Raw genomic sequence first — 19406 nt, 5'->3', positions numbered from 1 at the left:
CGGTGATCTTGTCGCCAGCGGTGATGACGAGGACTTCGCGTGCCCGCTCAGATCGGTCAACGGCGCACCTGATAGCGCAGGTGAAGCACCCGGTTGCCCTGAATCATCACGTCAGGATCCTCCAACAGGTGCTGCGCGTGGACCGACCCGAAGTAGCGTTTGCCGGACCCGAACACGACGGGTACGACGTCCATGCGCACCTCGTCGATCAGGCCCGCGGCAAGCACCTGGCCGCCGACGTCGCCGGCGGCGACCTCGACTATGCGGTCACCGGCAAGTTCCTGCGCCTTGGCCACGGCTGCCTCGACGCCGTCGACGAAGTGAAACGGCGCCTCGGGGTCCCAGCCCTCGGGCTTCGGCCGGTGGGTCACCACGACCACGTGGTCGATCCCGCTCGGAGGCTTCCCGTCCCAGCCGTCCGTCATGTCGAAGACGTGGCGGCCGGCGATCGTCGCCCCGATCTGGTCCCAGTACGGCCGGGTGTAGTCGTAGGAGGTCTGCGACACCTTCACGTAGCCGCTCTCGTCCAACGGGACGTCACCGCTGGTCAACCAGTCGAACAGCGGTCCGGGCTGGTCGTTCTCGTCCGCGATGAAGCCGTCCACCGACACCGAGCTGTACATGACTACTTTGCCCACGGGGCGCTCCTCTGCTTTGGGGTGCCCCAAAAGTAGCGTTTTCGTGAGCTGTCGCTCTTGTAAGAAATCAATCGGCCGGCAGCGGCCAGCCGTCCAGCGCGTGGCCGGGATGTTCGCGCAGGAACCGCCGCCGGACTTCGACGTACCGGGACGGCGTGAGCCCGGTGAACGCCCGGAACTCGTGGCCGAAGTGGGCCTGGTCGAAGTAGCCTGCGCCACCGGCGAGGTCGCCCCAGTCGATCGGTCCGGCGGGGTTGATCGCGAGCACGGTGGCGGTGAAGCGGTAGGTGCGGGCCAGCCGCTTCGGCGTGACGCCGATGAGCTCCTTGAACCGCTGTGTCAGATGAGTGCTGCTGACACCGGCTGCCACGCTCAGGTCGCCGATCGCTACCGCCCCGCTGGTCGCCGCGATGACACGGCTCGTATGGCGGACCAGCCCCAGGCCGGCGGTCTCGCACAGCCGTCGCATCAGCTCCTCCTCGAGCAGCGTCAGCATCTCGTGCGGTCCGTCCGCCGTGGCCAGCCGGTCTCGCAGCTCAGCAATGGCAGGCAGGCCCCAAACCTGCTCTACCGTCACCGGCCGGTCACACAGCTCGGCTGCGGGCATCGGCAGGAACGGCGCCGGCCCCCACGGCTTGAAGTGCACGCCGACGGACCGGGTCTTGGGTGGGTAGCCGAACTCCCACGCGCGGGTGGGCATGGTGACCACGCAGCCGTCGGCGTACTCGGCCGTCTCGATGTCGGTGCCGACGCGGATGCGGAACGGCGCCCCGAGGTTGACGATGAGCAACGCCGCCGGACTTGCCGGCAGCGTCAGCCGGGCGTACGGCGGCGCACCCTCCAGGTAGTAAAGGTCGTCGATCAGCCCGTCCAGCGGCGGTCGCGGCACTCTGGACACGTACTCCACGCCTACAGCATCGCCGACGCCCCGCCGGCATCGCGCGCGGGGCTACGACGCTCCCCGCATCGCGTACCTGCCGGGTGATCTGCCAGTGCAGATCCTCGGCCGGATGCGGTCGGCCCGTGTCCTGCATCCACCACGCCAACCTGTGTCCGTCTCGCGATCACGCAGTGGCCGTCTGATGCGCCCCGTGGGGCGGTGACGACCTTCTGTGCCGAGCACGGCATCTCGCGCAAGACGCTCTACGAGATCCGGCGGCACTCGATTGGCTTGGCGGACGGCGTTTGGCCGACTAGGAGTACGGCCGCCATAGCGGATGGGTAGCCACGCTCACACCATCGCATGGTCGACTCATGCCATCACCTTGACCCTACGGAGCCTTGGAGCGGATGAACGGGAATCGGGCCACAGGCAGGGCTAGAGCATGGGGGTCGCTAGCGTCGCCACCGTCGCCACCCTCGCCAGCCAGTTGCCTCTACGTCTCGGCAGTTGTGGGCCAGGCGGGCCCCTCGACAAGTCCCAGCCAACCAAACGCGGAAGGGCGCGCAGCCACGCTTTCTCTGCCACAATCCAATCTGCGACGACGTAGATGCGTGACCCCTGGGGGAGGAACTGATGCCGGACGAACCCGATGCCGAGATCCGACGCCGGGTCGAACAGGCACTGGGCCGGCCGACCACGACGTGGGCCGTCCCCGATACCGGTTGGTCGGGGGCGATCCGGCACTCAGTCGGATTGGCCGACGGCACGCGCGTCTTCGTCAAAGCCGCCACCGACGACGATACCGAGCGCTGGCTCCGCACCGAACACCTTTCCCTGCAGCACGTTCCCGAGCGGTTCGCGCCAACGATCATCGCGTGGCTCGACGAGCCCGGCCGCCCGATTCTCGTCATTGAAGATCTCAGCCGGGCTCACTGGCCGGCCAGCCATCAGGGTGTGAATTGGCGCCCCGGCGATATCGATCTCCTACTCGCCGCTGTCGCCGATCTTTCACATATCGAGGCACCGAACGTTTTCTCACCCACACCGCGAACGCGCGCTCGCTGGCCCGGCCTACTGTGCGGCCCGGACCGAACGGCCTTCCTCGAATTGCAGCTGTGCTCGGAGAAATGGCTCGACAACGCCGCACCGCAGCTCATCGCCGCCGAATCCCGCTGCAACGAGGACGGAACGAGCCTGGTGCACGGGGATCTTCGCAGCGACAATATCTGCATCGACGGCGACCGGGTGGTTTTCGTCGACTGGAGCCATACCTCACGCGGCAGCGCCGACCACGATCTGGCCGGATTGCTCCCGACCCTGCACCTGGAAGGCGGCGCCCTTCCCTACGACGTCATGCCCGACGGCGCACCCTGGGCCGCCGCCGGCGCCGCCACGCTCGCCTATCGCGTTCACCACGATTCCCTGCCGGACTGGCTGGTCCCGGTGATGATCCGGCTGATCGCGATCGACCTGTCGTGGGCAGCGTCATCGCTGGGGCTTCCGTCGCCCGACGGCACCGCCCCGCGCTAGCCGAACAATTCTGGATCATCCGAGTCCGCGCTCTGGCCACCGATCGCGAAGAATCGGCGGGCCGGACGCACCCGGCCGGCGCAGAACCTGGCCGACGTCGAAGGCGAGATCCTCATCGAGCACACCAGACCCGCGCCCGGAGTGACTTACGTCGGCAACGGCCGCCCGCGCGGCCACGACAAGACCCCTGAATCGTCACCGATGTCCTGACACACCCAGTGTCATCTTGGTGGTGACACTTCGGTGAGTCGGCGGCGCGGGTGAGGGCCTGGCTCGGTCGACTGCGCCGGTGCCGAAGAACGAGTCTGTTGATCCCGGTGTCCGTCTCGCGACACCAAGAAACTCCAACGCGCAATGATGCGCGCGACCGGGCGTGCCGCCGGCCCGCTTCGCACATGGTCGCAGCGTCCCAGCCAGCCGCCTCGATGGACGTGATCGATCGAGCCGCCCACTCAGCCGGGAGCACACACCCAGCCGGAGCATCACGCCCCGGCTGGCCGCTCCCGTGCCGCTCTAGTGCTATGGCCAAGATTTTTGCCCCGCTACACGAAGCTGAGGATCGGCGCTCGTGACGTCCTGCCGGTGTCCACAGGCGCCCTGGGATGCGAAGTCAGGAGACTGTGATCAGCCCCGGGCCTGCCTCGATTACGACGTCACCCGGATCCACATCGTGGCCCGCGTCGCAACGGATGCGGACTCCGACGGCTGCGCCGCAGGCGCGGTGGGTCGCACGCACGGACGGGCCCGCCTCGTCGGTCTCCCACTTCGAACCCCATTGAAGCAGCGCATAGACAACGGGCTGGAAGTCCATTCCCTTGGCGGTCAATTGGTATTCGTGCCGGGTTCGCTGACCGGGCTCCTGGTAGGGCACCCGCTCCAGCAGCCCGGCGGCGGTCAGTTCCTTGAGCCGGGCTGCCGCCGCGGGCTCGCCGATCCCGACTCGGCGGACAAAGTCCTCGAATCGGCGGGTGCCGAAGATCGCCTCCCGCAGGACCAGGATCGCCGAACGAGTGCCGACGACGTCGATCGAGGCGGCGACCGAGCAGTTGGCCATCGACCAGGTCTCCCGGTGGCTGAGCAGATCTGTCATGTCACGAGTGTAGGGGCTGACTTGCGTGGACAATAGTCTGGGCCGTAGTCTACTAACTGACTTAGGCAAACAGAAGTCAGCCGCGCGAGTGTCGACTGCTGCGGCGTCGGAAAGACGGCCGCCTGGGTCGACGGCTGTGAGCTGGTGCTGCGGATCGAAGGTGGACGAGATGACAGACATTCTTGATACGCGAAGCGTGCCTGCCGCCGTTCGCGCCGAGGTGGTACGGGAGACGATTGCCAGCGCGAAGGTGCGGGTCGAGATCGATTTCCCAGCCGAGGCTGGGCCCGCGGCTGCGTACGGCGCCATCAGTCAGCTCGGACAGCTGACGGTGTGTTCGGTCCGCTCGAACGCGCTCACTGTGGAGCGGACACCGGCCCTGGCCCGGGACGAGCTTGCGCCGAGCATCTTCCTCGGTCTCCAACTGGCCGGTTCGAGCCTGGTCGTCCAGGGTGGCCGGGAAGCGGTCCTCAAACCACGCGATCTGGTCATCTACGACTCGACCGCGCCGTACACGCTGGTCGATCCCGACGGCATCCGCCAGCACTTCTTCCGGATCCCCATCGCTGCTCTGGGTCTGCCGCACGACGCGATCAGACAGATCTGCGCCACGACTCTCAGCCCCGGACATCCGATCGCTGACCTGGTCGCCACCTATCTGTATCGGCTGGCAAGCCGCCCGGACATTTACACCCACCCGGCTGCTGACGCGGTGAGCCACCCGAGTGTCGCACTGGTCCGTGCGCTCATCACCACCCAGCTGGATGCCACCGCACTGGGGAAGGAACCACTGCACGCGACACTGCGGTTGCGGATCCTGGAGTACGTCCGCGCCCGGCTGGGCGACCCCGGGCTGCACCCCGGCCAGATCGCCGCCGAGCACCACATCTCGGTGCGGCACCTCTACAACGTCCTCGCCGCGGGCGGGATTTCGCTCGGTGACTGGATCCGCAATCAGCGGCTGGAGGGATGCCGCGAAGATCTCGCCCGGCCCGGGTTGCGATCGTTGACGATAGCAGCGGTCGCCCGGCGTTGGGGATTCACCGATCCGTCCAGCTTCGGCCGCGTCTTCCGTGCTGCCTATGGGCTCTCGCCGCGCGAGTGGCGAACCCTGGCACACCGTGATCCGGTAGGTGCCACCGGTGTCTCGACCATGATCTCGCCGCCGGAGTAGCCGCTGAAACGTGCGCCGACCGCCGATGTCTGCACTGCGTGCGCGGTCCTCGGCCGGAGGTGGTGGCCGGCTAGTCGAGCTCTCGCGACTGCCATGTGGGCATCTCGGACGCCGCGAAGGTGGCGGTGGACCATTCGTGCACAGGTATCTGCACGGTGTGCAGGATAACGCGCGCAACGGCGCCAGCGGCCGCGTCGGACCCTAGCGTCGATTCCGACACCACGGACGGTGTCCTCGACGGGCGGCCCACAGGCCACCTTCTGGACGCACGCCGAGCCGTTCAGGCCGCGCTGCTGAAGCTCCAAGCTCGGCACCGCGGCTGAACCCCCCGCCCAGCGAGCCCGCTGAGCGGATAACGAACCCGCAAAAGGACATGCCATGCGTACACCGAAGAAGTCACTGCCCGCGGCCGTCGCGGCTCTCACCGCCGGCGTGCTCGCGCTGGGCATCGGCACCGCGACCAGCAGCAGCGCGCAAACCATGCAGAACGACGCGCCACTCAAACCGACGATCGTGCTCGTGCACGGCGCGTGGGCCGACGGCTCGAGCTGGTCTGCCGTCACATCAAAGCTGCAGAGCGCCGGATACACCGTCGATGTCGAGGCAAACCCGCTGCGCGGACTCGCAACCGACGCGCAGTACCTGCGTGATCTGCTGGCCACCATCCCTGGCCCAGTCGTGCTCGTCGGGCACTCCTACGGCGGCATGGTGACCACCAGCGCTGCCACCGGCAACCCCAACGTCAAGGCCCTCGTCTACGTGGATGCCTTCATCCCCGACCAAGGCGACAGCCTAGGCGCGCTCGCCGCCGCAGAGCCCGGCTCCGACCTGGACCCGAACAGCTCGATCAACACGGTGCCGATCCACGACGCCAGCGGAAACGTCATCAACGCCGACGTCTACATCAAGCCGAATCAGTTCGCGGGCCTCTTCGCCGGTGGTATCCCTGCCAAGCAGGCCGCCGTCCTGGCCGCCACCCAGCGGCCACTGACCGCCAGCACGCTCAGTGAGACCCTCGCTGGTGTTCCGGCGTGGAAGACCATCCCGTCCTGGGACCTCATCGGTACGGCGGACAAGGTGCTGCCACCGGCGGAGCAGCAAATCATGGCGCACCGCGCCGGCGCGCACATCACCAAGGTCGACGCGCCGCACCTGTCGATGATCTCCGACCCGGACGCGGTCACCGACGTGATCGTCGACGCCGCCCGTACCACCAGCTGACCGACCAACCGCCAAGAAATGCACGGATCGACGACCGATGTCGCGCTCATCGCCAATGCGATCGACAACGGACCCGACGGCCTGCTGGACCTCGTCGACGGGCGACGAGGCTTCCAGCAGGTCCTCGTCATCACCGCCGGCGACAAGATCACCGTCGCCGACCTCGAAGGCGAGATCCTCATCGAGCACGCCAGACCCGCGCCCGGACTGACCTACGTCAGCAACGGCCGCCCCCGCGGCCCACGACAAGACCCCTGAATCGTCACCGCTGTCCTGACACACCCAGTGTCACCGATGTCCTGATACAGAACCGTCACCGATGTCCTGAGACGTCACATCCACCGGGCCAACCATCACGAGATCCAGGGGAACATATGTTCGAATCTCGGGTATGGTGGGGGTTATGGCTGCTGGGCTTCAAGGGTCGTTGCTGGATGCGTTCGAGGATCCTGCGCTGGGTTCGCTGGCGGGGGTCGGGCGGACGGAGCTGGGGCTCGGGGCGTGGATCGATGTGTTGCCAGCTTGGTTGACCGGGGCCGATCAGGTGTACGAGCGGTTGGCGCGCGATGTGCCGTGGCAGGCCGAGCGGCGGCAGATGTACGACCGGGTGGTCGACGTACCGCGGCTGTTGTGCTTCTACGGGGAGAACGAGGAGCTTCCGGTGCCGATCCTGGATGAGGCTCGGGATCTGCTCAGTGAGCATTATGCGGACGAGTTGGGTGAGCCGTTCCGGACGGCGGGGTTGTGTTTCTACCGGGATGGGCGGGACAGCGTCGCCTGGCACGGGGATCGGATCGGGCGCGGGAATCACGAGGACACGATGGTCGCAATTCTGTCGGTCGGTGAGCCGCGTGTGCTCGCGTTGCGGCCGCAGCCGGGTGGGGCGAGTGGGCCGGTGGGTTCGACGGTGCGTTATCCGCTCGGGCATGGGGACCTCATCGTGATGGGTGGTTCGTGTCAGCGCACGTGGGAACACGCGATCCCCAAGGCGTCCGGCCGGGTCGGACCTCGCATCAGCATCCAGTTCCGCCCCCGAGGCGTGCGCTGACCCGTCGGGCGGTGGCGAATGGGTGACCGGTCGGCTGCGGCTGTGGACGGGGTGCGGGGTGGTTGGTCTGGCTGTGGATGGGTGCTGGGTGGTCAGGCTGCGGCTTGGGTTTGGAGTTGGGGTTGGTAGACGTGGTCGGCCGAGGCGACGTAGAAGCCGAGGAGGCGGACGTCGGCGGCTTGGCAGATACGGGTGGCGGCTTCGGCCCACTCGGTGTCCATCTCCGGCTGGAACGGCGGTCCTGGGCGGCCTAGAGCCAGGATGAGACCGGTGCCTGGCGCTGTTCGGACCGCGGGCAGGATCGGGTCCAGCGCGGATGAGCAGACGCCGGCAGTCCCGGTGCGGTGGTGGTGCGAGGCGACGTGCTCGACCGGAACTGCGAAGTCTGCGGGTAGGTCGAGGGTCAGGGCTGCTCGGTAGTGGTTGTCGGGGTCGCAGAGGAGAACGGTGAAGGTGCCGCGACGCCGGTCGCCGAGGGTCACCATCAGGTCGACGACATCGGCGGCGCGGGCGGGATCGGACAAGGGCTGGTTGGTCCACGTGGGTGGAAGGTTCTGGAAGCTCATACCTACAAAGTGCCGTCGTTCCGACCGCCGCAGAGAGTTATCCACAGACCAATTCCCGCACGCACAAATGGCCCACCACAGGAGGCATGAAGTGGATCTGCCTGCTGGGCCGCCGCGCTCCTAGGCTCGAAGCAGACCGAGCCGAGGGAGACTCCGATGAGCATCACGACAGACCGCATCCGCAGCGGACGCGGCAGCATCCTGCCGCCGGCCGGAGCACCCCGCGACCTCGCGATGGCGCAGCTGGCCAACTCCGTCGGCGACGGCGCGTTCATCGTCACCTCGGCACTGTTCTTCACCCGGGTCGTCGGACTGTCGACCGCCGAGGTCGGCCTCGGCCTCACGATCGCCTGGCTGGTCGGCTTCCTCACCGGTGTCCCGCTCGGCAACCTCGCCGACGGTCGGGGCCCTCGCGGCACAGCCGTCCTGCTCGCCCTGACGACAGCGGCCTCGGTTGCCTCGTTCCTCTTCGTCCGCAGCTTCGCTCTGTTCCTGGTCGCCGCGATCGTCTACGCCTGCAGCCAGACTGGTCTCACCGCCGCCCGGCAAGCACTCCTGGCCGGTCTGGTCACGCCGGCCGAGCGCACCCGCATCCGAGCCTTCCTCCAGTCCACAGTCAACGCCGGCCTCGCAGCAGGCGCCGCACTCGGCGGCCTCGCGCTCCGCTTCGACACATCAACGGCGTACCTGACCGTCTTCGCACTGGACGCGCTCAGCTTCCTGATCGCGGCCCGACTGCTCCACCGCGTGCCGTCTGTGGCGGTCAGACTGCGGGTGAAGGGTGAGCCGCGGCTCGCCGTACTGCACGACCGCCCGTACGCCGTCCTCGCGCTGCTGAACTCGATCATGCTGCTGTTCATGCCGCTGCTCAGCCTGGTGACACCGCTGTGGATCGTCTCGCACACCGACGCACCGGACTGGGTGGTCGCATCGTTGCTGATCGTCAACACGCTCGGAGTCACGTTCTTCCAGGTGCGGATCGCCCGCAGCGTTCGCGACCTGCGCACCGCCACCCGCTCGGTCCGGTTCGCCGGAGTCGCGATGCTGGCCGCGTGCGCGGTGTTCGCCATCTCCGCCGCCAAGATGAGCGCGTGGACCGCGGCCGTCGTACTGGTCGCCGCCGCTGCGCTGCTGACGCTCGGCGAGATGAAGCTGGCGTCCGGTGCTTGGGAGATCAGCTTCGGACTGGCGCCGGCCGACAAGCAGGGCCAGTACCAGGGCTTCTTCGGCACCGGCCCTGCGATTGCTCGCATGCTCGGTCCGGCGCTGCTGACCACAGTGGTCCTGGGGTGGGGTCCGATCGGCTGGATCGCTGTGGGTGCACTGTTCCTAGGGACCAGTTGCGCAACTGGTCCCGCCGTACGATGGGCTGCACGGACGAGGACCGTCAGCGAGACGGACCATCCGTTGCAGGCAAAGGAGAGCGCCGTCTGATGGACATCCCCGGACTGGTCGAGATCACGACGTACGACGAGCTGCGCAGCGTGGTCCCGGAGCCGCTTGATGCCGCCGCCAACAAGACCCGCAAGGAGCTCCACGAGCTCGACCGGCAGTGGCTGTCGGTCTCGCCGTTCTGCCTGATCGCGACGTCCGCGGCCGACGGCAGCTGCGACGTCTCGCCGAAGGGCGACCCGGCCGGGTTCACCAAGGTCTTCGACGACAGCACGATCGCGATCCCCGAGCGCGCCGGCAACCGGCGGGTCGACGGCTTCACCAACATCCTCTCCAACCCGCACGTCGGCCTGGTCTACTTCATCCCGGGCCGCGGTGACACGCTCCGGATCAACGGCCGGGCCCGGATCGTCCGCGAGGCGCCGTTCTTCGACGAGATGATCGTGAAGGGCAACCGGCCGCAGCTCGCGCTGCTGGTGGAGATCGAGGAGGTCTTCCATCACTGCTCGAAGGCGTTCCTGCGCTCGCGATTGTGGAAGCCCGAAACCTGGGACCCGACCGCGGTGGCGAACCGGGCCACCATCTCGAAGACCCTCGAGCGGAAGGACACCGATCTGGCCGAGCTGGAGGAGTACTACGGCAAGGCGTACGAGGAGAAGATCTACAAAGTCAAGTACTGACTCCGGATACTCCCGACGGAGCAGAACGAAGTACTCCGTGGCGACGATGACACCTGACCGCGCCGCCCCGTACGGTTTCGTACTGTGAGCACGACTGACCTGACAACCGAAACCGCACCCACCGCCTTGGCCCGGGTGCGGCGGATCGCGTTGCCGCTGGTCCTCTCCTTGATCGGCGTGGTGGGCTCGCTCGGCGCGTCCAGGGGCGAACCGGAACGCCGGGCCGCCGACTGGTTCATGGTCGTTCTGGTGCTGATCGGGACGGTGTCACTGTACTGGCTGCAGACCCGGCCGATTCCGGTGCTGTGGGCAACGGTCGGGTCCACGCTCGTCTACATGCTGATGCAGTACGCGTACGGCCCGGTGATCTTCGCGTTCGTGATCGCGGTCTTCAGCGTGATCCGGCGCGGCTACCGGCTGGCGGGCTGGGCCGGCCTCATCACCTTGTACGTCGGGCACCTCCTCGGCCGGTTGGTGCTCGGGATCAACGAGGATGGTGTGTACCAGGTCCTCCTCGTCGCCACGTGCTTCGTCGTACTCGGATTCGTTGCCGAGCTTTTCCGGGCGCACCGCGACCGCGTCATGGCTGCAGCCCGGACCCGCCGGGAGGCGGAGCTGCGGAAGGCCGGTGAGGAACGGCTGCGGATAGCACAGGAGCTGCATGACGTGGTGGCGCACCACATCTCGCTGATCAACGTGCAGGCCTCGACCGCGCTGCATCTGGTCGACCGGCAGCCCGAACAGGCCGGACCGGCGCTCTCGGCGATCAAGGACGCCAGCAAGGAAGCCCTGGTCGAGCTGCGCTCGATCGTCGGCATCCTGCGGCAGTCCGACGAGACCGCACCACGCCAACCGGTCGCGGGACTCGAACGGCTCGAGCATCTGATCAGCCGGACGTCGATGGCCGGCCTCGAGGTGCACACTGTCGTCCACGGCGATCCGCATCAGCTCCCGACCGGACTGGACCGGGCCGCGTTCCGCATCATCCAGGAGTCGCTCACCAACATCGTCCGGCACGCCAAGGCGAGCGAGGCGACCGTCCGCATCCAGTACGGCGCACAGTCGCTCGTACTGCAGGTCGACGACGACGGTCAGTCCCTCGCGGGCCCGCCGAAGGAAGGCAACGGCATCATCGGCATGCGTGAGCGAGCCACCGCCCTCGGCGGGACACTCACCGCCACCCGCACGCCGACGGGTGGCCTGCGCATCATCGCCAACCTGCCGCTGTAGCGGCCTACTCCGGCAGGCGGACGTGTGAAGGGTTGAGGTCCGCCACCTGCGAGACACCGAGCAGCGCCATCGTGCGGCGGACCTCCTTGGTCAGGATCTCCGCGGCACGCGCCACACCGCGCTGGCCGCCGGCCATCAGGCCGTACAGGTACGCACGGCCGACCAGACACGCGTCGGCGCCCAGAGCGATCGCCGCGACGATGTCAGCGCCGGACATGATGCCGGTGTCGAGGTAGACCTCGGCGTCACTGCCCACCGCCTTGCGAACGTCCGGGAGGATGCGCAGCGGTGTCGGAGCTCGGTCGAGCTGGCGGCCACCGTGGTTGGACAGCACGATCGCGTCCGCGCCGGCATCGACCACCCGGCGGGCGTCGTCGACCGTCTGGATGCCCTTGACGATCAGTGGACCGTCCCAGATCGAGCGCAGCCAACTGAGGTCGTCGATGGTCATCGTGGGGTCGAACAACTTGTCCAGTAGCTCGGCGACCGTACCGTCCCAGGTCGACAGCGACGCGAACGTCAGCGGCCGCGTGGTCAGCAGGTTGGCCCACCACGCCGGGTGCAGCGACGCGTCCAGCACAGTCTTGGCCGTCAGCTGCGGCGGGATGGTGAAGCCGTTGCGTACGTCGCGCAGCCGCGCACCGGCGACCGGTACGTCGACCGTCAGCATCAAGGCCTCGTAGCCCGCGGCGGCCGACCGCTTCACCAGGTCCTCACCGGCGTCGCGGTCCTTCCACACATACAGCTGGAACCACCTCCGCGCGGCCGGCGCGGCCTCGGCGACGTCCTCGATCGAGGTGGTGCCCATGGTCGACAGCGCGTACGGGATGCCGATCTCCTCGGCGACCTTCACGACCGCGCTCTCGCCCTCGTGGTTCATCATCCGGGTGAATCCGGTCGGCGCGAACGCGAACGGCAGCTCGGACCGCCCACCCAGGATCGACGTCCCGAGGTCGATGTCGGACACGTCGCGCAGGATCGACGGCTGCAACTCCATCTCCGCGAACAGCCGGCGTGCACGGCGCAGGCTGATCTCCGCCTCGGCCGCGCCGTCGGTGTAGTCGAACACCGACCGCGGCGTCCGCCGCCTGGCGATCGCCCGCAGGTCCGCGATGGTGAGCGCCTTCTCCAGCCGGCGGTCGGTCGCGTTCACCGTGATCGGCTTCGGCCGCAGCAGCGGCTTCAGCTCGGACCATTTGGGCAGCTGTCGATCGGTCATCAGAACTCCGGAACGGCCGGTTCGGCGGACGACCAGGCGCACCTGATCGTGTGGTCGGACCACAGCATAGCGTGTGGTCCGACCACACAGGTAGAGTCGCCCACAACCGAGGCGGGGGTTGTCGCGTGAAGAACTACGAACTGGTCCTGCACAGGGTCGAGGCCGATCTGGCCGCGGGGCGGTTGCGGATCGGCGGGCGGCTGCCCGGTGAGCGGACGCTGGCCGAGCAGCTCGGCATCAGCCGGCCCTCGGTGCGCGAGGCCGTCCGGGTCCTCGAGGCGATGGGCGTGGTGCGGACCGCGACCGGGTCCGGTCCGGAGGCCGGCGCGGTGATCGTCGCGGAGCCGGTGTCACCGCTGACCGCCGTACTGCGGTTGCACCTGGCAACCAATCACCTGCCGATGAGCGACGTCGTGCAGACCCGGATCCTGTTGGAGTCGTGGTCCGCGCGGGAGGCCGCCGGGCGTGCGCCGGGGCTGGACGTGGCCGAGTTGAAGTTCGCCGATGACCTGCTGGACCGGATGGACGCCGACGGGTTGTCGCCGGAGGAGTTCCACCTGCTCGATGCGGAGTTCCATGTGGCGCTGTCCGGGCTGGCGGGCAATGTGCTGATCGCCGCGGTGATGGCGTCGTTGCGATCCGCGATCCATGGGTACGTGCTGGCCGCCGTACCCAATCTCCCGGACTGGGAGGCAATGGCGGTCACACTGCGAGGCGAGCACCGCGCGATCGTGGCGGCGATCCGTGCGGGCGAGCCGGACAGTGCGGCCGAGTTGGTGACCGCGCATATCCGGGGCTTCTACCAGGCCGCTCAGTTGCAGACTCCTTAGCAGCGCTCCTGGGCTGTCAGAGCGGTGCGACGCGGGGACACGGGTCGGCCTCGACTCGGCGAAGGACTCTGGTGGGGTGGGATAAGGAGCGGTCGAGTCCAGGGTGGTGGGGTTTGGTTGCCATGGTGGTGCCTCCGTGGTTGGTGGTGGGTTCACGGTGGCTGAGGACGAGGTGTCGCGGCATCGGCCGCGGGGCTCGGGCGGGGTGGTCCGGAGTCGGGAAGGGATCGACTTTGGTCGGTGGTGGGGAACCGCAGCCCGCCCTAGGGTCGGCGGCATGGAGGTTTGTGCGCCCGTGAGGCGGAATCGTTGGGCGTACCTGGTCGGCGTGGCCCTCGTCGGTGTCCTGTCGGCCGCCAGCATCTACGGCCGGGTGGCCAGCACCGGCGACACGCAATGGCTACCGCTCGACATCATCGTCGGGATCGTCTCGACCGGACTCCTCCTTCTGCTGCCCCGCCGGCCCGTTTCCACCGCGCTCGGCCTGGCCGTACTCGCAGCCCTCTCCCCCGCCGGCACTCCCCCCTCGACCGTCGGTACGCTCACCGTTGCCCAACGGTTCCCGCTCCGTACGGCGGCCCTCGTCGCGCTGGCCGGGACCGCCGGCCACCTCGTCCAGGGACTCTGGCGCTCCTTCGACAACCTCAGCTATCTGTGGTTCGTCATCCTCGACTTCGCCGTCCACGCGGCGCTGCTCGGCTGGGGGCAGTGGACCCAGGCCCGTCAGCAACTCCTGGACTCCCTGCGCGAGCGCGCCGAGCGCGCCGAGGCCGAGCAGGGCCGGCGAGTCGCCGAGGCGCGCACTCTGGAGCGGACCCAGATGGCCCGCGAGATGCACGACGTTCTCGCCCACCGGTTGTCGCTGCTGGCGACCTACGCGGGCGCCCTCGAGTACCGGCCGGACTCGTCGCCGGACAAGCTCGCCAAGGCCGCCGGGGTCATCCGCTCCGGCGTCCACCAGGCGCTCGACGAACTGCGAGAGGTGATCAGCGTGCTGCGCGACACCGAGATCGACGAGATGCCCGGTGGGCGGCCGCAGCCGACCTTCGGCGATCTCCCCGCGCTGGTGGCCGAGTCCCGCGAGGCGGGTACGACGGTCTCGTACGACGATCATGTCGCCGACGCGACGACGTTGCCTCCGGCAACCGGACGGACGGCGTACCGGGTCGTGCAGGAAGGGCTCACGAACGCACGCAAGCACGCGGCCGGGCATCCGGTCTGGCTGACCGTGGCCGGCGGGCCGGGCGACGGCCTGCGGATCGAGCTGAGCAACCCGGCATCGAACGGAACGCCGCTCACCCCGGGCAGCGGGACCGGGCTGGTCGGCCTGACCGAACGCGTCCACCTGGCCGGCGGCACGCTCGACCACGGAAAGGCGCCCGGCGGCGGGTTCCGGCTCGAAGCCTCGCTACCGTGGCCCGCATGACCGGGAACGAGAACGCGACCATCCGCGTGCTGGTGGTGGACGACGACGCGCTCGTCCGAGCCAGCCTGGAGATGATGCTCGACGGAACGAGCGGGATCGCGGTGGTCGGCCAGGCGGCCGACGGCGACGAGGTCCCGGCCGCGGTGGACGCGCACTTCCCCGACATCGTGCTGATGGATCTGCGGATGCCCCGGGTGGACGGCATCGTCGCGACCCGCCGGCTCCGGGCCCGGACCAATCCCCCGGAGGTCGTCGTCCTGACGACGTTCGACACCGACGAGAACGTGCTGCACGCGCTCCGCGCCGGGGCGAGCGGGTTCCTGCTGAAGGACACCCCGCCGGCGCAGATCGTCGACGCCGTACGACGGGTGGCCGCGGGCGACCCGATCCTCTCGCCGGCGATCACCCGGCGGCTGATGGACCGGGCCGCCACCCAGGCGGACGCGCACACGACGGCACAGCAGGCGCTCGAGCGGCTGTCACCACGGGAGTACGACGTGATGCTCGCGGTCGCGCAGGGGAAGGCGAACGCGCAGATCGCCACTGAGCTGTACATGAGCCTGGCGACGGTGAAGGCGCACATCTCGCACATCCTGACCAAGCTGGAGCTCGGCAACCGGACCCAGATCGCCCTCCTCGCCCATGACGCCGGACTCGCCTGACGCAGTGGCTTGGCCTGACGCATGCTCTAGCGTGAGCGCATGATCAGGGTGCTGCTGGCGGATGACCAGGGGTTGGTGCGGGCCGGGTTCCGGTCGTTGCTGAACGCCGAGGACGACATCACGGTGATCGGTGAGGTGTCCGACGGGGCCGAGGCGTTCGCGGTCGCGCAGGCGGAGAAGCCGGACGTCGTGCTGATGGACATCCGCATGCCCGGGACCGACGGGCTCGAGGCGACCCGGCTGATCGGGGCCGACGAGGCGCTGGCCGACGTCCATGTGGTGATCCTGACGACGTTCGACCTGGACGAGTACGTGTTCGAGGCCCTGCGGGTCGGGGCCAGTGGGTTCCTGGTCAAGGACACGGAGCCGGTCGAGCTGCTGCAGGCGGTGCGGGTAGTGGCGCGCGGCGATGCGCTCCTCTCCCCCGGCGTGACCAGGCGGCTGGTCGCCGAGTTCGCGACGCGGAGCCGGCAGCCGCACGCCAGCAAGGAGCTCGACGTGCTGACCGAGCGCGAGAAGGAGATCGTCGCCCTGGTCGGCGAGGGCCTGTCGAACGACGAGATCGCCGAGCGACTCGTGCTCAGCCCCGCCACCGCGAAGACCCACGTCAGCCGCGCCATGATCAAACTCGGCGTCCGTGACCGCGCCCAGCTCGTCGTCGTCGCCTACCAGACCGGCCTCGTCCGCCCCGGCTGGCTCGGCTGACCCCCGGAGTACTCCGGCTGCGGTAGGAGCGGTCACTCCCTCTGGCCGACGCGGCGCCAGGCGCTCGACCGGCAGTCTCGTTGGTATGAACGAGACAGCTGCTCCGCTGGTCGAGGTGACCGGGTTGACGAAGAGGTACGGCGACACCCTGGCGGTTGACGGTGTCGATCTGACGGTGCTGCCCGGGGAGGTCTACGGGTTCCTCGGGCCGAACGGCGCCGGGAAGACGACGACGTTGCGGATCCTGACCGGGCTGATCGCGCCGACGAGCGGCAGTGTCCGCGTACTCGGTGGCGCACCGGGACAGGCCGACGTACTCGGGCGGACCGGGTCGATGATCGAGTCGCCGGCGTTCTATCCGTACCTCTCCGGTCTGGACAACCTGCGGCTGCTGGCCGAGTACGCCGAGGTGCCGCGGGAACGGATCGACGAGGTGCTGGACCTGGTCGACCTCGCCGATCGGGCCAAGGACCGGTTCTCGACGTACTCCCTGGGGATGAAGCAACGGCTCGGGGTCGCGGCCGCGCTGCTGAAGGACCCGGAGCTGGTGATCCTGGACGAGCCGACCAACGGGCTCGACCCGGCCGGGATGCGGGACATGCGGCGGCTGATCCGGGAGCTCGGTTCCGAGGGACGGACGGTGCTGCTGTCCAGCCATCTGCTCGGCGAGGTGCAGCAGATCTGCGACCGGGTCGGGATCATCAACTCCGGCCGGATGGTTGCCGAGCACAACGTCGAGGACCTACGCGGCGAGCAGGAACTGGTGGTCCGGGCCACACCGCGGGAGACCGCGCAGTCGGTCCTCACCGACTTCCTCGGCACCGGCACGGTCCACCTGTACGACGACACCCTGCGGGTCAAGGTGGCCCCGGACCGGGCCGCCGAGGTGAACCGGGTCCTGGTCGAGGCCGGGATCGCCGTGTCGGAGTTGCACAGCACGGAACGGGCTCTGGAGGACATCTTCTTCGAGCTCACCACCAGCGAGGAGAAGACCGATGTTGGGTAGTTACCGCGCGGAGTTGCTGAAGCTCCGCAAGCGGTCAGCGGTGTGGGTGCTGTTCGGCGCCGGGCTGGTGCTGAGCCTGATCTTCGGCTATCTGCTGCCGTACCTCGGCTACGCCACCGGCGACGACAACCCGGGGACCGACGGCGTACCGAGGGCCCAGGTCCTCGAGGGCATGCTGCCGAGCCACGTACTGGACAACACGATCGGCGGCTATCCGATCTTCGCCGGTGCGCTCGCCCTGGTGCTGGGCGCGATCGTGATCGGCGGCGAGTACACCTGGGGCACGCTGAAGACGATCCTCACCCAGCGGCCCGGTCGCGCCTCCGTACTGACCGCACAGTTCCTCGCCCTCGGCACCATGATCGTGGTCTGGGTGCTCGGCATCTTCGTCGCCTCCGCGCTGTGCAGTATCGGGATCGCCGCGGCCGAGAACGGCTCGATGAGCTGGCCGGGACCGCTCGACCTGCTGCGCGGTCTCGCCGGCGGCTGGTTGGTGCTGATGATGTGGTGCCTGGCCGGCGCGGTCCTGGCGGTTGCCTTCCGCAACGTCGCGCTGCCGATCGGGCTGGGCGTCGTGTGGATCCTGGGGATCGAGACCCTGCTGGCCGGCGTCGTGAGCAGCCTGCTGCCGGACCTCGACGTGGTGTCCAACGCGTTGCCGGGCACCAACGCCGGATCGCTGGTGTTCGCCGTCACCGGCATCACCGCGGCCGACGCGCCTCCTGGAGTGCGGGATGCGGTCAGCGGCGGCCGTGCCCTCCTGACCCTGCTGGCCTACTGCGCGGTCTTCGCCGGACTGGCCGCCTGGACGACCCGGCGGCGGGACGTCACCTGATCCCGGCGTGAACCAGCGCGAGCTCGCAGAACATCGCGTTCGCCCAGGAGAACCACTCGCGCGTGAAGTTGGCCGGGTCCTCGACGTGGAACGACTCGTGCATCTGGCCGGTACCACCCGTGGTGTCTCGGAGGAGCTCCAGCAACCGCTGGCGCTCCTCCGCCGACGTGCTCGTCAAACCTTGCACCGCAAGGGCGATCGGCCACACCTGGTCCGTCGGCGTGTGCGGACTTCCGATACCGGCGGCGTGCGTTCCGCTGTAGTAGAAGGGATTCTCGGCGCTCAACAGCAGCCGGCGCGTGGCGACGTACGTCGGATCGTCAGCCGCGGCGTAGCCGCTCAGGGGCATCGACAGCAGGCTCGGCATGTTGGCGTCGTCCATCAGCAGGGTCGCACCGGCGCCGTCCACCTCGTACGCGTAGATCCGGCCGTGATCCGGGTGGTCGACCATGCCGTGCCGCGCGATGCCGTCGTCGATGTCGGCCTTGAGTTCCTTGGCCCGCGCGGCCAGTGACTCGTCCGCGAACACCTCGGCCGCCATCTCCTCCAAGTAGCCGAGCACCACGGAGGCGAACATGTTGCCGGGCACGTTGAACCCGAGCTCGGTGGCATCGTCACTCGGCCGGAACGCACTCCACGACATCCCCGTCGGCCGGGTCAGCCGGCCGCGCCCCTCGCGGGCCAGGGTGTCCGACGGCAGCATGTCCGGTTCGTCCCGCTGGAACCGGTACGGCGACCTCGCCTCGTGGTCCTGCTCCACGGTCCACAGGCCGATGATCGCGTCGGCCGCGGCCCGCAGGCGCTCGTCGATCACGTCCGCCCGTCCGGTGATCCGCCACAGCCGGTAGGCCAGGTCGAGTGGGAAGCACAGCGAGTCGATCTCGTACTTGCGTTCCCACACCCACGGCGACATCTCGGTCTCGTCGTCGGTGTGACCCTCGCCGTTGGGCTCGCGGTTGAACGCGTTCGCGTACGGGTCCAGGACGACGTACTCGAGCTGGCGATGCAGGACGCCGATCAGCATGTCCTGCAGGGCGGGATCGTCCTTGCACAGCAGCAGATACGGCCGGAGCTGGGCGGCGGAGTCGCGCAGCCACATCGCCGGGATGTCGCCGGTGAGCACGAACGTCGTGCCGTCCGGCAGCCGTTCGGCCACCGCGGTCAGGTTCTCGGCCATCGACCGCCGGAACATCTCCGCGATCACCTCGTCGCCGGTCGCCCGGCGAACCGCCTCGGTGGCGCGGGACAGAACCTCGGGATCGATCATCGAC

The 19406-nt window shown here is 68.5% G+C and carries 20 protein-coding genes; 14 read left to right on the top strand and 6 right to left on the bottom strand.

Annotated elements, in window-relative coordinates; translation table 11 throughout:
- Positions 1-56: 56 nt before the first annotated feature.
- Together ACIBG5_RS21610 and ACIBG5_RS21605 are read right to left on the bottom strand one after the other, a co-directional pair.
- Positions 57-638: a dihydrofolate reductase family protein gene (locus ACIBG5_RS21610; RefSeq protein WP_396393263.1), complete on the bottom strand. Its 582-nt coding sequence runs from the start codon at positions 636-638 to the stop codon at positions 57-59.
- A 67-nt stretch (positions 639-705) separates the two neighbouring features.
- Entirely contained in the window at positions 706-1545 is an 840-nt protein-coding gene (locus ACIBG5_RS21605; protein WP_396393262.1) for a helix-turn-helix domain-containing protein, read from the bottom strand.
- A 609-nt stretch (positions 1546-2154) separates the two neighbouring features.
- Here ACIBG5_RS21605 and ACIBG5_RS21600 point away from each other — a divergent pair.
- A complete protein-coding gene (locus ACIBG5_RS21600; protein ID WP_396393261.1) occupies positions 2155-3051 on the top strand; it encodes a phosphotransferase in 897 nt (298 codons plus the stop codon).
- A gap of 610 nt (positions 3052-3661) precedes the next feature.
- Here ACIBG5_RS21600 and ACIBG5_RS21595 read toward each other — a convergent pair.
- On the bottom strand, positions 3662-4141 hold the full coding sequence (locus tag ACIBG5_RS21595) for a winged helix-turn-helix transcriptional regulator (RefSeq protein WP_396393260.1): 480 nt from the start codon (positions 4139-4141) through the stop codon (positions 3662-3664).
- 169 nt (positions 4142-4310) lie between these two features.
- Here ACIBG5_RS21595 and ACIBG5_RS21590 point away from each other — a divergent pair, with 169 nt between their 5' ends.
- The 4 genes from ACIBG5_RS21590 (at position 4311) to ACIBG5_RS21575 (ending at position 7584) form a co-directional block, all read left to right on the top strand.
- Positions 4311-5315: a helix-turn-helix domain-containing protein gene (locus tag ACIBG5_RS21590; RefSeq protein WP_396393259.1), complete on the top strand. Its 1005-nt coding sequence runs from the start codon at positions 4311-4313 to the stop codon at positions 5313-5315.
- 378 nt (positions 5316-5693) lie between these two features.
- Positions 5694-6536, top strand: coding sequence for an alpha/beta fold hydrolase (locus ACIBG5_RS21585; RefSeq protein WP_396393258.1), 843 nt, complete (start codon positions 5694-5696; stop codon positions 6534-6536).
- Positions 6537-6554: 18 nt separating this feature from the next.
- Positions 6555-6794 (top strand): hypothetical protein, encoded by a 240-nt coding sequence (locus ACIBG5_RS21580; protein ID WP_396393257.1) that lies wholly within the window; start codon positions 6555-6557, stop codon positions 6792-6794.
- A gap of 145 nt (positions 6795-6939) precedes the next feature.
- Positions 6940-7584, top strand: a complete 645-nt coding sequence (locus ACIBG5_RS21575; RefSeq protein ID WP_396393256.1) for an alpha-ketoglutarate-dependent dioxygenase AlkB — start codon at positions 6940-6942, stop codon at positions 7582-7584.
- 92 nt (positions 7585-7676) lie between these two features.
- On the opposite strand, the gene ACIBG5_RS21570 is transcribed toward ACIBG5_RS21575, so the two are convergent.
- A complete protein-coding gene (locus tag ACIBG5_RS21570; protein WP_396393255.1) occupies positions 7677-8150 on the bottom strand; it encodes a hypothetical protein in 474 nt (157 codons plus the stop codon).
- 156 nt (positions 8151-8306) lie between these two features.
- Here ACIBG5_RS21570 and ACIBG5_RS21565 point away from each other — a divergent pair, with 156 nt between their 5' ends.
- From ACIBG5_RS21565 to ACIBG5_RS21555, 3 genes are all read left to right on the top strand, one after another.
- A complete protein-coding gene (locus ACIBG5_RS21565; protein WP_396393254.1) occupies positions 8307-9584 on the top strand; it encodes an MFS transporter in 1278 nt (425 codons plus the stop codon).
- Positions 9584-10222 (top strand): pyridoxamine 5'-phosphate oxidase family protein, encoded by a 639-nt coding sequence (locus ACIBG5_RS21560; protein ID WP_396393253.1) that lies wholly within the window; start codon positions 9584-9586, stop codon positions 10220-10222. Before ACIBG5_RS21565 ends, ACIBG5_RS21560 begins: the two co-directional genes overlap by 1 nt.
- A gap of 84 nt (positions 10223-10306) precedes the next feature.
- Positions 10307-11452, top strand: a complete 1146-nt coding sequence (locus ACIBG5_RS21555; protein ID WP_396393252.1) for a sensor histidine kinase — start codon at positions 10307-10309, stop codon at positions 11450-11452.
- Positions 11453-11456: 4 nt separating this feature from the next.
- Here the strand turns inward: ACIBG5_RS21555 and ACIBG5_RS21550 are convergent, their stop codons facing one another.
- On the bottom strand, positions 11457-12671 hold the full coding sequence (locus ACIBG5_RS21550) for an alpha-hydroxy-acid oxidizing protein (protein WP_396393251.1): 1215 nt from the start codon (positions 12669-12671) through the stop codon (positions 11457-11459).
- Positions 12672-12796: 125 nt separating this feature from the next.
- On the opposite strand from ACIBG5_RS21550, the gene ACIBG5_RS21545 reads away from it, so the two are divergent.
- From ACIBG5_RS21545 to ACIBG5_RS21520, 6 genes are all read left to right on the top strand, one after another.
- Positions 12797-13501: a FadR/GntR family transcriptional regulator gene (locus tag ACIBG5_RS21545; protein ID WP_396393250.1), complete on the top strand. Its 705-nt coding sequence runs from the start codon at positions 12797-12799 to the stop codon at positions 13499-13501.
- Positions 13502-13796: 295 nt separating this feature from the next.
- Positions 13797-14927 (top strand): sensor histidine kinase, encoded by a 1131-nt coding sequence (locus tag ACIBG5_RS21540; RefSeq protein ID WP_396393249.1) that lies wholly within the window; start codon positions 13797-13799, stop codon positions 14925-14927.
- A complete protein-coding gene (locus ACIBG5_RS21535; protein WP_396393248.1) occupies positions 14924-15589 on the top strand; it encodes a response regulator in 666 nt (221 codons plus the stop codon). The genes ACIBG5_RS21540 and ACIBG5_RS21535 overlap by 4 nt, the downstream gene beginning before the upstream one ends.
- A 39-nt stretch (positions 15590-15628) precedes the next feature.
- A complete protein-coding gene (locus ACIBG5_RS21530) occupies positions 15629-16294 on the top strand; it encodes a response regulator (RefSeq protein ID WP_396393247.1) in 666 nt (221 codons plus the stop codon).
- 85 nt (positions 16295-16379) lie between these two features.
- Positions 16380-17300: an ABC transporter ATP-binding protein gene (locus ACIBG5_RS21525; RefSeq protein ID WP_360443715.1), complete on the top strand. Its 921-nt coding sequence runs from the start codon at positions 16380-16382 to the stop codon at positions 17298-17300.
- Entirely contained in the window at positions 17290-18135 is an 846-nt protein-coding gene (locus ACIBG5_RS21520) for an ABC transporter permease subunit (RefSeq protein ID WP_396393246.1), read from the top strand. Before ACIBG5_RS21525 ends, ACIBG5_RS21520 begins: the two co-directional genes overlap by 11 nt.
- On the opposite strand, the gene ACIBG5_RS21515 is transcribed toward ACIBG5_RS21520, so the two are convergent.
- Positions 18128-19402: a glycoside hydrolase family 125 protein gene (locus ACIBG5_RS21515; RefSeq protein WP_396393245.1), complete on the bottom strand. Its 1275-nt coding sequence runs from the start codon at positions 19400-19402 to the stop codon at positions 18128-18130. The two genes, ACIBG5_RS21520 and ACIBG5_RS21515, sit on opposite strands and share 8 nt — an antisense overlap.
- Positions 19403-19406 lie beyond the last annotated feature (4 nt).

Origin of the sequence: Kribbella sp. NPDC050241 (assembly GCF_044459685.1) — a bacterium.
Lineage (GTDB): Bacteria > Actinomycetota > Actinomycetes > Propionibacteriales > Kribbellaceae > Kribbella.
Note: the sequence above shows the minus strand (reverse complement) of the source record. Positions and strands in the feature narration are given on the sequence as shown.